This is a genomic window from Burkholderia sp. Ac-20345 (genome assembly GCF_017104825.1).
GTDB lineage: Bacteria > Pseudomonadota > Gammaproteobacteria > Burkholderiales > Burkholderiaceae > Burkholderia > Burkholderia lata_B.
Window position 1 is genome coordinate 21,495 of sequence record NZ_JAAGPO010000114.1, and the last position, 10,873, is coordinate 32,367.

General features: G+C 69.0%; 13 protein-coding genes, 1 other RNA gene and 1 riboswitch. Of the genes, 6 read left to right on the top strand and 8 right to left on the bottom strand.

The features are described from left to right. Nucleotides 1-31 precede the first annotated feature (31 nt). Entirely contained in the window at nt 32-922 is an 891-nt protein-coding gene (lgt, locus tag G3O06_RS31060) for a prolipoprotein diacylglyceryl transferase (RefSeq protein WP_174916397.1), read from the top strand. Nucleotides 923-1,033: 111 nt separating this feature from the next. Here the strand turns inward: lgt and G3O06_RS31065 are convergent, their stop codons facing one another. The 5 genes from G3O06_RS31065 to G3O06_RS31085 all read right to left on the bottom strand — a co-directional run bounded on the left by G3O06_RS31065 (nt 1,034) and on the right by G3O06_RS31085 (nt 3,412). Next, entirely contained in the window at nt 1,034-1,774 is a 741-nt protein-coding gene (locus G3O06_RS31065; RefSeq protein ID WP_174916398.1) for an SIMPL domain-containing protein, read from the bottom strand. Nucleotides 1,775-1,955: 181 nt separating this feature from the next. Next, nucleotides 1,956-2,417 carry an EVE domain-containing protein gene (locus tag G3O06_RS31070; RefSeq protein ID WP_205818490.1) on the bottom strand — a complete coding sequence of 154 codons (462 nt, stop codon included), beginning with the start codon at nt 2,415-2,417 and terminating at the stop codon, nt 1,956-1,958. A 71-nt stretch (nt 2,418-2,488) separates the two neighbouring features. Further along, a non-coding RNA gene (gene ssrS / locus G3O06_RS31075) (6S RNA) lies at nt 2,489-2,670 on the bottom strand. Nucleotides 2,671-2,750: 80 nt separating this feature from the next. Further along, complete coding sequence (locus tag G3O06_RS31080; protein ID WP_006478091.1) at nt 2,751-3,065, bottom strand: cell division protein ZapA; 315 nt, start codon at nt 3,063-3,065, stop codon at nt 2,751-2,753. Continuing rightward, entirely contained in the window at nt 3,062-3,412 is a 351-nt protein-coding gene (locus tag G3O06_RS31085; protein ID WP_205818491.1) for an ATPase, read from the bottom strand. Before G3O06_RS31085 ends, G3O06_RS31080 begins: the two co-directional genes overlap by 4 nt. 154 nt (nt 3,413-3,566) lie before the next feature. Continuing rightward, nucleotides 3,567-3,818: riboswitch (cobalamin riboswitch) on the top strand. Between the two features lie 41 nt (nt 3,819-3,859). Here G3O06_RS31085 and G3O06_RS31090 point away from each other — a divergent pair. The 5 genes from G3O06_RS31090 to cobC are packed head-to-tail and all read left to right on the top strand — an operon-like array spanning nt 3,860 to nt 8,230. Next, the gene (locus tag G3O06_RS31090) at nt 3,860-4,975 is read left to right on the top strand and encodes an iron ABC transporter permease (RefSeq protein WP_241020333.1); all 1,116 of its coding nucleotides are present in this window, start codon (nt 3,860-3,862) and stop codon (nt 4,973-4,975) included. Continuing rightward, complete coding sequence (locus tag G3O06_RS31095) at nt 4,972-5,787, top strand: ABC transporter ATP-binding protein (RefSeq protein ID WP_205818492.1); 816 nt, start codon at nt 4,972-4,974, stop codon at nt 5,785-5,787. Before G3O06_RS31090 ends, G3O06_RS31095 begins: the two co-directional genes overlap by 4 nt. A gap of 52 nt (nt 5,788-5,839) precedes the next feature. Beyond that, nucleotides 5,840-6,895, top strand: coding sequence for a nicotinate-nucleotide--dimethylbenzimidazole phosphoribosyltransferase (gene cobT / locus G3O06_RS31100; RefSeq protein ID WP_205818493.1), 1,056 nt, complete (start codon nt 5,840-5,842; stop codon nt 6,893-6,895). After that, a complete protein-coding gene (locus G3O06_RS31105) occupies nt 6,885-7,661 on the top strand; it encodes an adenosylcobinamide-GDP ribazoletransferase (RefSeq protein WP_205818494.1) in 777 nt (258 codons plus the stop codon). The genes cobT and G3O06_RS31105 overlap by 11 nt, the downstream gene beginning before the upstream one ends. After that, nucleotides 7,646-8,230 (top strand): alpha-ribazole phosphatase, encoded by a 585-nt coding sequence (gene cobC, locus G3O06_RS31110; protein WP_205818495.1) that lies wholly within the window; start codon nt 7,646-7,648, stop codon nt 8,228-8,230. Before G3O06_RS31105 ends, cobC begins: the two co-directional genes overlap by 16 nt. An 89-nt stretch (nt 8,231-8,319) precedes the next feature. Here cobC and G3O06_RS31115 read toward each other — a convergent pair whose 3' ends face one another. From G3O06_RS31115 to G3O06_RS31125, 3 genes are all read right to left on the bottom strand, one after another. Continuing rightward, entirely contained in the window at nt 8,320-9,234 is a 915-nt protein-coding gene (locus G3O06_RS31115) for a cobalamin-binding protein (RefSeq protein WP_205818496.1), read from the bottom strand. Further along, nucleotides 9,231-10,250 carry a threonine-phosphate decarboxylase CobD gene (cobD, locus tag G3O06_RS31120; protein WP_205818497.1) on the bottom strand — a complete coding sequence of 340 codons (1,020 nt, stop codon included), beginning with the start codon at nt 10,248-10,250 and terminating at the stop codon, nt 9,231-9,233. The genes G3O06_RS31115 and cobD overlap by 4 nt, the downstream gene beginning before the upstream one ends. Next, a partial coding sequence (locus G3O06_RS31125) for a CobD/CbiB family cobalamin biosynthesis protein (protein ID WP_205818498.1) occupies nt 10,243-10,873 on the bottom strand: 631 nt, incomplete at its 5' end. The genes G3O06_RS31125 and cobD, both read right to left, overlap by 8 nt.

Below are 10,873 nucleotides of genomic sequence, written 5' to 3' on the forward strand. Positions count from 1 at the left end.
GTACCGCATTCGAAAACTTCTTCGCTAACCCATGATCATTCACCCGAATTTCGACCCCGTTGCGATCCATCTCGGGCCGCTGGCCGTGCGCTGGTACGGGCTCATGTATCTCGTCGGCTTCATTGCGGCGATCGTCGTCGGCCGGATCCGCCTGAAGCTGCCGCACGTCGCGGCGCAGGGCTGGACCGCGAAGGACATCGACGACATGATGTTCTACGGCGTGCTCGGCACCGTGCTCGGCGGCCGGCTCGGCTATGTGCTGTTCTACAAGGCCGATTTCTACTTCTCGCATCCGCTCGACGTGTTCAAGGTGTGGGAAGGCGGCATGTCGTTTCACGGCGGCTTCCTCGGCGTGACGCTCGCGATGGTGCTGTTCGCGTGGCAGCGCAAGCGCCACTGGCTGCAGGTCACCGATTTCGTCGCGCCGATGGTGCCGGCGGGGCTCGCGGCCGGGCGGCTCGGCAACTTCATCAACGGCGAACTGTGGGGCCGCGTGACCGATCCGTCCGCACCGTGGGCGATGCTGTTCCCGGGCGCGATGCGCGACGATGCGGCATGGTTGCCGAAGCATCCGGAGCTCGTCGAGAAGTGGCATCTCGCCGACGTGTTCATGCAATACCAGATGCTGCCGCGCCATCCTTCGCAGCTCTATGAAATCGCGCTCGAGGGCATCGCGCTGTTCTTCGCGCTGTTCTTCTTCTCGCGCAAGTCGCGGCCGATGGGCGCGATCTCCGCGCTGTTCCTGATCGGCTACGGCCTCGCACGTTTCACGGTCGAGTTCGCGCGCGAGCCCGACGACTTCCTCGGCCTGCTTGCGCTCGGCCTGTCGATGGGGCAGTGGCTGTCGCTGCCGATGATCCTCACGGGCATCGCCTTGATGGTCTGGGCGTATCGCCGCCGCGCGGCGCATGCCGCTGCATGATGTGATGCCGATGCACGTGCGATCGGCGCGTGCATCGACAATGCGCACGCAAATGAAAAACGCCGGCCCTCGGGCCGGCGTTTTTCATTTCGGACTGCCGTGCGCTGCGCGTTACTTCATCTGCACGGAGCCGTTGACGGTGACCGACACGGTGGCCTTGCCGCCTTCGACCGCGATCGGCGCACTCATCTTTGCGCTGTCCATCGGCGCCGCGGCCATTGCCATCATGCGCGGGTACGGCTGCACGTTGCGGCCGCCGCCGACGTTCACGTCGCGGATCGTGTAGCTGCTGTAGCCGAATGCCTTCGCGGCTTCGTCCGCGCGGGCGCGGAACGACTTGATCGCTTCGGTCGTCAGCTTCTGCTCGGCCGCGCGCTGCGCTTCGGGCGACAGCGAGAACTCGACGTTCGCGACCTGCATCAGGTTCGACAGCTGGCCCGCAAGCTTCGACGCTGCGGCGAAATCGCGCGATTCGAGCGCGACCTCGGTGCGGCCGCGCCATGCGGAGATCTTGCCGTCACGATCGGTGCTCGGATAGACGGAGAATGCGCCCGTGTGTGCGGTGACGCCCGACACGCCCTTCGCCTGCGACAGGGCTGCGTCGGCGCGCTGGTTCAACTGCGCGGTGAGGCTGCCCGGATCCTTGGCCTGCTGCTCGTAGAACAGCGTGATGTGGATGATGTCCTGCGGTACGTCGGCGCTGGCCTGCGACGACAGCGACAGCACGCCTGCCGGCTCCGGAAAGTGCGGGTTCGCGGATTGCGCGTGCGCGGCGGGCGACGCGAGCGTCAGCGCGACGGGAACGGCGGCGGCAAGGGCGAGCGACAGCGCGAGTGCGGATTTCTTGGTCATTGTTGGACTCCTTGTGCGAGGGCGTGCACGCGGATTGCGCGCGCACGACGCGGGCGGGCCGCGCGACGAAAAAAACGACAGCCGGCCCGATCGGCCGGCAGCGGTTGCTTAGGCTGCGCGAAAGTACCGCGAGTTCCGTGACGGCGGCGCGTACTGACCAGATTTGACCTTTGGCGTGCGCCTACTTCATCAGCTTTTCGGTGATGAAGCGCCATTCGGCGCGCGTGACGGGCGTGATCGACAGCCGGTTGCCGCGCGCGAGCACGCGCATGTCGGCGAGTTCGTCGTGTTCGCGCAGCGCCGCAAGCGGCACGAGCGGCGATTTTTTTACGTAGCGCACGTCGACGAGCAGCCAGCGCGGCGCTTCCTGATTCGACTTCGGGTCGTAATAGGGGCTTTGGGGATCGAACTGCGTGGGATCGGGGTAGGGCGTCGACGACACTTCGGCGAGGCCCGCGATGCCCGGCTCGGGGCAGCTCGAGTGATAGAACAGCACGCCGTCGCCGATCTTCATCGTGTCGCGCATGAAATTGCGCGCCTGATAGTTGCGCACGCCGGTCCACGGCAGCGAGCGCTGCGGTGCGTTGGCGAGATCGTCGATGCTTGCTTCGTCCGGTTCGGACTTCATCAGCCAGTATTGCATGGATCGTGATCGACGCAGAAAGAGGCTGCTACAAAAGAAAACGGCACCGGGCTTCGCCCGATGCCGTTGGATAGGCCCCCGCCTTGGCCGCTAGGCCGGCATCCTGAACCTGGGGTTCAGAATTGGTCGCAGTTAGCAGCACTTCGGGTACATCAGACAGAGTGACGCGCGCGCCCGTGCTACAAATTTCCGCAACCGTGCACATGGCATTGGTTCAAGGAATATATGACCTTGGCGAACCAGGCAGGGAAGCTGACTGAACTGTGTTTCGTTGCGCCAATTTGACCACCGTTGATCGCCGAGATCAAGGGGAATCGACGCATCGATCAAACGTTACTGCGTCTCGTGCTGTGCGAGCACCGCGCCGAGCTGTTCGTTCATCTGGTGCATTGTACGACGGATTTCTTCCGCCGGAAATGCTTCACCGTGCCGCACGCTCGTTTGCAGCCGCAGCAATTCGGACGCGAGCGACAGCGCCGCCATCACGGCGATGCGATCGGTGCCGCGTACCGAGCTGTTCGAGCGGATTTTCGACATTTCGGCGTCGACGCGCGCGACCGCTTCGAGCAGCGCCGCTTCGGTCTCGGCCGAACAGGCGAGACGATAGGGCTGACCGAGAATCGAGACTTCGATCTGCTTGGTGCTCATGCATGTTCTCCGTGGCTGGCCGCGTCATCGCCATCCGCACGCGCCTGTGCATCCAGCAGGTCGAGCTGGTTGTCGGCTTGCTCCGCGTTTTTCGAGCGCGGGAGCTTTTCGAGAATCGCGTTCAGTTTCACCTGGGCGTCGTCGATCTTTGCCGACAAAGTGTCGCGCTCGGCTGCGAGCGCATTACGTTCGTCGCGCAGTTGCGCGAGTTCCGTGCGGACTGCGTCCGCATCCGCGCGCAATTGCGCGACCTGCTCCTCGAGCGCGAGCCGTTCCGAGTGATAGCGCTTGTTCAGCGAAATCAGACGGCCAATATTTTGAGATAGGGTTTCGAGTTCGTTGAGCATTTGCTGCGTCCTCTAAAGACCCAGCATTTTAGCGCGGAATAACGCGCAATCCGACATCTGTAACGTTTCCAGTCGTAACACCCCTGCTTCTTGCCGCGAATCAGCGCTTCCCATGCGTGTCCGGACGCTTCCTTGACGCTCGCGCGACCCGCTCCTAAACTGGCGCCGCCTCGGTGCTCGCGCGTGGAACGCGCGGTTAAACGGGAAGCAGGGCGTGGGCGCCGGAAGCCCGCCAACCTGCGCTGCCCCCGCAACGGTAAGCGGCCGCGTCCCGTGACGCAGGCCGGCTCGGGCGCGTTTCGCGTGCAGGTCGTGCATGCGGACGCGGGCCACTGCGCGTCATCGCGCGGGAAGGCGAGCCGGACCGCCGCCAGCCCGGATACCGGCCGAGACGGGAAGCCCGCACGGGCTTCGTGACGCGCGGCCTGCGGGGAGGCGGGGCGCGCAATGCTTCATGGAATCTTCTTCGATGCTGACCCCAATCGTCCGCGCGGCGCTCAAGTCACGACCGGCCGGCAGCCGCAAGCAGGTGCGCCGCACGTCGTGTGCGGCGCCGCGCGCGGCATGAGCGCCGCACGCGCCACCGCGATCTGGGCCGCGCTGGCTGTGGCGGTCGCGTTGCTGTTCGTCGCGTCGCTGTCGATCGGCAGTGTGCCGATGTCGCCATGGCAGGCGCTCGCGTCGCTCGTGCCGCATGGCGGCGACGCGCTGTTCGCCGATATCGTCCGCACGCTGCGCCTGCCGCGCGCGCTCGCGGGCTTTGCATGCGGCGCGCTGCTCGCGCTATCCGGTGCACTGCTGCAGGTGCTGTTGCGCAACCCGCTCGCGGAGCCGTACGTGCTCGGCGTGTCGGGCGGTGCGGCCGGTTTCGCGCTCGTCGCGATGATCGCGGGCGGCGCGTGGTGGCTCGTCGATGCGTCGGCGTTCGCCGGTTCGCTCGTGTCGGTCGCGCTCGTGCTCGGTCTCGCGCGCCGCGAGCTGTGGCGCGGCGAGTCGCGCGACGCGTCGCCTCGGCTGTTGCTCACGGGCGTCGTGATCGCGGCGGGGTGGGGCGCGCTCGTCACACTGCTGCTGTCGCTCGCGCCCGAAGCACGGCTGCGCGGGATCATCTTCTGGCTGACGGGCGACCTGAACGGCGTGACCGCGCCGTGGTTCGCGTGGGGTGCGTTGTTGCTGGCCGCATGCGTCGCGCTGCCGGCCGCGCCGCAACTGAACGTGCTGCTGCGCGGCGACGCGACCGCGCTCGCGCTCGGTGTGCCCGTTGCGCGCCTGCGCGTGCGGATCTATCTCGTCGCGTCGCTGGCCGCCGCGGCCGCGGTGACGACAGCCGGCACGATCGGCTTTGTCGGCCTCGTCGTGCCGCATGCGCTGCGGCTCGCCTTCGGCAACGACCAGCGGATGCTGCTGCCGGCCGCGATGCTCGCGGGCGGCGGCGGCGTGATGGCGGCTGACCTGCTCGCACGCACCGCGATCGCGCCCGCGCAACTGCCGGTCGGCGTGATGACCGCATTGATCGGCGTGCCGGTGTTCCTGTGGATGTTGTTGAGGAGGCCGATGCGATGACGGGGGCCGCACTGCATGCCACCACTGGCGACATGAACTACGCGGCCGTCAACCTGACGCTGAAGGCCGGCGCGCGCACGCTGCTCGATGGCTTCACCCGGGCGTTCCGTCCCGGCGAGATCTGGTGCGTCGCCGGGCCGAACGGCGCGGGCAAGACGACGCTGCTTGCAACCCTCGCCGGGCTGCAGCCGCCGGCCGGCGGACGGGTCGAGATCGACGGCCGGCCGCTTGCCGCGTGGCCACCCGAGCAGCTCGCGCAGCGCCGCGCGCTGATGCCGCAGCAACTGCACGACGCATTCAGCGCGACCGTGTTCGACACGGTGCTGCTCAACCGCTTCCCGTATCTCGGCGGCTGGGGCTGGGAGCGCGACGGCGACCGCGCGGCCGCGCGCGACGCGCTGGCGACATTCGACCTGACCGCGCTCGCGTCGCGCGACGTGCTGTCGCTGTCGGGCGGCGAGCGTCAGCGCGTCGCGCTGGCCGCGACGCTGTGCCAGGACGCGCCGCTGATGCTGCTCGACGAACCGCTCGCGCATCTCGACCTGCATCACCAGATCGATTGCCTGACCGCGCTGGCCGCATGGCTCGACGCGGGCCCGCGCACGGTGCTGTTCTCGTGCCATGATCTGAATCTCGCGCGGCGTTTCGCGACGCATGCGCTGTTGCTCGACGGCCGCGGCCACGCGTGGGCCGGCCCCGTGCACGACGTACTGACACCCGAGCGCGCAAGCGATGCGTTCGGTTATCCGCTCGTGCTGATCCGCGAGAACGGCCGCGATGCACTGCTGCCGGCGTGGCCCGAGCGACAATGACCTTTCCTTTTTCGATGCGCGGCGCACGCCGCGCCAACGACCCGGCTCCTCGATGACGACCCCGACCCCCTTCCCGCCCGAAATCGCGCCGCTCGACGATGTGCTGCGCAAGCGCCTGCAGCACGTGATCGACCACAAGACCAAGCCGCCCGGCAGCCTCGGCCAGCTCGAGGCGGTCGCGCTGCAGATCGGCCTGATCCAGCACACCGAGCGGCCGGTCGTGAAGCGTCCCGTGATGATCGTGTTTGCCGGCGATCACGGGATTGCCGCCGAGGGCGTGAGTCCTTATCCGCAAGCGGTGACCGCACAGATGGTCGCGAACTTCCTCGCCGGCGGCGCGGCGATCAACGCATTCTCGGGCGTCGCGCAGAGCACGCTCGAGATCGTCGATGCGGGCGTCGCGTCGCCGTTGCCGGTGTCGGACCGGCTGGTGTCGCTGCCGGTCGCACGCGGCACGCGCAACTTCGCGGCGGAGCCGGCGATGACGCGCGACGAGGCGATGACGGCGCTCGCGGCCGGCGCGGCGCGCGTGCGCCTGCATGCGTCGCTCGGCACGAACGTGATCGGCTTCGGCGAGATGGGGATCGCGAACACGTCGTCGGCCGCGTGCCTGATGAGCCGCCTGCTCAGCGTGCCGATCGACGCGTGCGTCGGGCGCGGCACGGGCCTCGACGACCAGGGCCTCGCGCACAAGCGCGCGGTGCTCGGCCGTGCGCTCGTCAAGCATTCGCACGCGATTGCGCCGCTCGACGTGCTCGCGACGTTCGGCGGCTTCGAGATCGCGATGATGACGGGCGCATATCTCGCGGCCGCAAGCGAGCGGATGACGATCCTGGTCGACGGCTTCATCGCAACGGCTGCACTGCTCGTCGCCGAGCGCATCGCGCCCGGCGTGCGCGACTACTGCGTGTTCTCGCATACGTCGCACGAGGCCGGGCATCGGCGCATGCTCGAGCATTTCGGCGCGAAGCCGCTGCTCGCGCTCGACCTGCGGCTCGGCGAAGGCACGGGCGCGGCGCTCGCGCTGCCGCTCGTGCGTGCGGCGGCGGCGTTTCTCACGGAAATGGCGAGCTTCGAATCCGCCGGCGTCGACAATCGTGACGCCTGATCGCGCGCGCGGCGTGCGGGCCGAACTGCGCTACTTCTTCGTCGCGCTCGGCTACTTCACGCGCGTGCCGGTGCCGCGCTCGATCGGCTACGCGGCCGGCGATCTCGATCAGGCCGCGCGTTATTTTCCGCTCGTCGGCGCATGCGTCGGCGCTTGGGGCGCGCTCGTGTATCTCGTCGCGTTGCGCGTGCTGCCCCCGTCGATCGCGGTCGGGCTGTCGATGGCCGCGACGCTGCTCGCGACCGGTGCATTCCACGAAGACGGCCTCGCCGACAGTTGCGATGCGTTCGGCGGCGGCTATACGCGCGACGACGTGCTGCGCATCATGCACGACTCGCGGATCGGCACGTTCGGCGCGGTCGCACTCGTGATCTCGCTCGGCGTGAAATGGCAGGCGCTTGCGTCCATGCTGCCGTTGCGTGCTGCGTGGACGATGATCGCCGCGCACGCGGCGAGCCGCGCGGCGGCGGTGAGCTTGCTGATGACGCTCGACTACGTGCGGCCCGAAGGCAAGGCGAAACCGGTCGCGCAACGGATGGGCGCACGCGCGGCTTGCGTCGCGGCACTGTTTGGATTGCCCTGGCTGTTCTGGCCCGACTGGCGCATGGGCGTCGCCGCATGCGGTGCGCTCGTGCTCGTGCGCGCATGGGCCGCCCGCTATTTCGTGAAGCGGATTGGCGGCTATACAGGTGACTGTCTCGGCTTCACGCAGCAACTGTGCGAACTGGCGCTCTATCTCGTGGTGCTCGGATGGACGTCGTCCTGATCCGTCATCCTGCCGTCGGCGTCGAGCCGGGCATCTGCTACGGACGCAGCGACGTGCCGCTCGCCGCGCCGGCCGACGCCGGTGCGCAGGCCGTGCACGCACATCTGTCGGCGCTCCGCGCGCCCCTTCCTGAACATGTCTGGACGAGCCCGCTGACGCGCTGCGCGTCGGTTGCGGAACGGCTCGCGCAGGCATGCGGCGTGCCGTTGCGGCGCGATGCCGACTGGCAGGAAATGGATTTCGGCGCGTGGGAAATGCGGCGCTGGGACGATATCGATCGCACGGCGCTCGATGCGTGGGCGGCCGACCTGATGCATGCGTGTGCGCATGGCGGCGAAAGCGTCGCGCGGTTTGCCGCGCGGGTCGCGGGGCGGGCCGATGCCGTGGCGCAATTCGATCGTCCGCAATGGGCGGTCACGCATGCGGGGGTGATCCGCGCGTTTGCATCGCATGTGCTGCGCGTGCCGCTCGATACGCTGTTGTCTCGGCCCGTACCGACAGGTGGTGTTGTCTGGCTGCGTGCGGATGCTGCCACGCGAACGTGGGAAGTGGTGCACTGGGACGAATAGGTGCGCTGGCGTCCGCATGTGAGCGACGCAGCGCGTGGTCAATCCGTCTCAGGCAACTGACGCGCGATGAACGCGCGAGCCGCCGGAAATCAGCGCGGGCGCCGCGCACGCGCGGCATCGAGGTCTTCACACAGCGCGGCCGCGCCCTGCGCGATCCGCGGCGACGGCCGCGTCAGCAGATCACCGTCGATTGCGAACAGGTTGTTGCGCGCCACGGCCGTCAGCGCGGGCCACGCGCGCCAGCGCGCCAGGCTCGGCAGCGGTTCGTCCGAGCGCGTCGTACCCGCGCTGGTCGTCACGATGGCCTCCGGATTGACCGCGAGCACGGCCTCGTCGGTGACGGTCGGCACGAGCGGCTTGAGCGATGCGAACACGTTGCGGCCGCCGCACAGCTCGATCACGTCGTTGATCAGGTGCGCGCCATTGAGCGTCATCAGCGGCCGATCCCAGACCTGGAAGAACATCGTGACTGGCGCTCGCGCCGAGTAACGCGTGCGCAGCGCCGCGATGTCGCGCGTATAGGCGGCCGCGGCCGCATCGGCCGCCGGCTGCGTGCCGAGCAGCGTGCCGAGCCGGCGCAGCGACGCCGATACGTCGTCGAGATGCTTCGGTTCGCTGAAAAACAGTGGGATGTGCAGCGCGCGCAGTGCATCGGTCTGCCGCTCGGCGTTGCCGTGCCGCCAGACGATGATCAGGTCGGGCTTCAGCGCGGCGATCCGTTCGAGGTCGAGCGCCTTGTTGTCGCCGACGCGCGGTATCGCTTGTGCGGCGGGCGGATAGTCGCTGTACGTGACGGTGCCGACGAGCTTCGCGCCGCCGCCGGCCGCATAGACCAGCTCGGTCGCGTGCGGCGCGAGGCTGATCACGCGCTGCGCGGGCGCAGGCAGCGTGACGGTATTGCCGGCGTCGTCGCGCGTCGTGACATCGGCGTGGACGAGCGGTGCGTAAGCGAGTGCGGTCAGCATCGCGACCGGCGTCAGCCGGCGAAACATGCGCAGGCTCATGCGGATTCCCGTTGCAGCAGCGGCACGCAGTGCGCGAGCGCGTCGCCGAGGCGCTGCCATTCCGCTTCGGTTCCCGGCAGGCCCACGCGTACGCTCGACGGTGTCGGGAAGTGCCGTGTCCAGATTCCACGTGCCGCGAGTGCCGCATGCAGCGCCGCGGCGCGCGGGTCGTCGGTCCAGCTGAAGAGCGGTGTCGCGCGGACAGCGAAGCCGTGCGCGCGCAGCAATGCGGCCAGCCGCTCGCCGTCGGCCGCGAGCCGTTCGCGGGCGGCGGCCTGCCATGCGCGGTCGGCGAACGCCGCGGCAACCGCGTGGCGGGCAGGGCCGCCGACCGTCCATGCGCCGAGCATGTCGCGCAGCGCGACGATCTGCTCAGGGCACGCGAGCACGAAGCCTGCGCGGATGCCGGCGAGCCCGAAGAACTTGCCGACCGAACGCAGTACGACGAGCCCCGGGCGATCGACGTGCGGCGCAAGCGACTGCGTCGCACCCGTATCGGCGAATGCCTCGTCGACGATCAGCGTGCCGCCGCGTGCCGCCAGCTGCGCATGCCAGCCGAGCAGGCGCTCGGTCGGCACGAACTCGGCGGTCGGATTGTTCGGATTCCCGACGATGACGTGGTGCAGCGTCGCAGGCAGCGCGTCCGCGCCGATGTCGAGCGTGACGACGCGATGGCCGTGGCGTGCGAAGGCAGGCGCGTATTCACCGTACGCGAGCGCCGCGACGCCGGCGTCGCCGGTCGGCAGCAACGCGGGCAATGCGCGGATTGCAGCCTGGCTCCCGGCAACCGGCAGCACGTGTGCGGGATCCGGCGCGTGGTAGTACTGCGCGGCGCAGGCCGCGAGGCCGTCGCCGTCGTCGGGCAGCCGGCGCCACGCGTCGGCCGGCACGGGCGGCACCGGATAGCCGGCCGGATTGATGCCGGTCGACAGGTCGAGCCACGTGTCGTACGGAATGCCGTGGCGGCGGGCGGCCTCATGAAGGTTGCCGCCATGCACGATGCGGGTGTCAGACATGATGAGTGGCCATGACGAGTGCGCCGCTCGCAACCAGCAGCGCGAGCCACAGGGCCAGCGTGCGCGTGACGAGCGACAGCGCGGCAACGATGTGGATGGCGGTCGCCGTTGCGCCGGTGCCGAGCGCGGGACGATCCTCGATCTCGCCGTGATAGACGGCCGGGCCGCCGAGCTGCACGTTCAGGCTGCCGGCGCCGGCGGCCATCACCGGGCCCGCGTTCGGGCTGTCCCAGTGGCGCGCCTGCGTGCGCCAGCAACGCCATGCGGCGGCCGTGTCGCCGAGCAGCGCGTAGCTCGCGGCCGTGAGGCGCGCGGGAATCCAGTTCAGCGCGTCGTCGAGGCGCGCGGCGGCCCAGCCGAAGGTCAGGAAGCGCGGCGTGCGGTAGCCCCACATCGCGTCGAGCGTGTTCGCGAGCCGGAACAGCAGCGCGCCGGGGCCGCCCGCGACGACGAACCAGAACAGCGCGCCGAAGATCGCGTCGTTGCCGTTCTCGAGCGCGGATTCGACGGCCGCGCGCGACAGCGCGCCTTCGTCCGCGTCGCTCGTGTCGCGCGACACGATGCGCGCGGTCAGCGCGCGGGCGGCGCCGAGGTCATGTCGCAGCAGTGCCGCGGCGATCGGC

Coding starts and splice junctions, on each gene's coding strand:
- lgt (WP_174916397.1), top strand. CDS start 32: ATGATCATTCACCCGAATTTCGACCCCGTTGCGATCCATCTCGGGCCG.
- G3O06_RS31065 (WP_174916398.1), bottom strand. CDS start 1,774: ATGACCAAGAAATCCGCACTCGCGCTGTCGCTCGCCCTTGCCGCCGCC.
- G3O06_RS31070 (WP_205818490.1), bottom strand. CDS start 2,417: ATGCAATACTGGCTGATGAAGTCCGAACCGGACGAAGCAAGCATCGAC.
- G3O06_RS31080 (WP_006478091.1), bottom strand. CDS start 3,065: ATGAGCACCAAGCAGATCGAAGTCTCGATTCTCGGTCAGCCCTATCGT.
- G3O06_RS31085 (WP_205818491.1), bottom strand. CDS start 3,412: ATGCTCAACGAACTCGAAACCCTATCTCAAAATATTGGCCGTCTGATT.
- G3O06_RS31090 (WP_241020333.1), top strand. CDS start 3,860: ATGCTTCATGGAATCTTCTTCGATGCTGACCCCAATCGTCCGCGCGGC.
- G3O06_RS31095 (WP_205818492.1), top strand. CDS start 4,972: ATGACGGGGGCCGCACTGCATGCCACCACTGGCGACATGAACTACGCG.
- cobT (WP_205818493.1), top strand. CDS start 5,840: ATGACGACCCCGACCCCCTTCCCGCCCGAAATCGCGCCGCTCGACGAT.
- cobC (WP_205818495.1), top strand. CDS start 7,646: ATGGACGTCGTCCTGATCCGTCATCCTGCCGTCGGCGTCGAGCCGGGC.
- G3O06_RS31115 (WP_205818496.1), bottom strand. CDS start 9,234: ATGAGCCTGCGCATGTTTCGCCGGCTGACGCCGGTCGCGATGCTGACC.
- cobD (WP_205818497.1), bottom strand. CDS start 10,250: ATGTCTGACACCCGCATCGTGCATGGCGGCAACCTTCATGAGGCCGCC.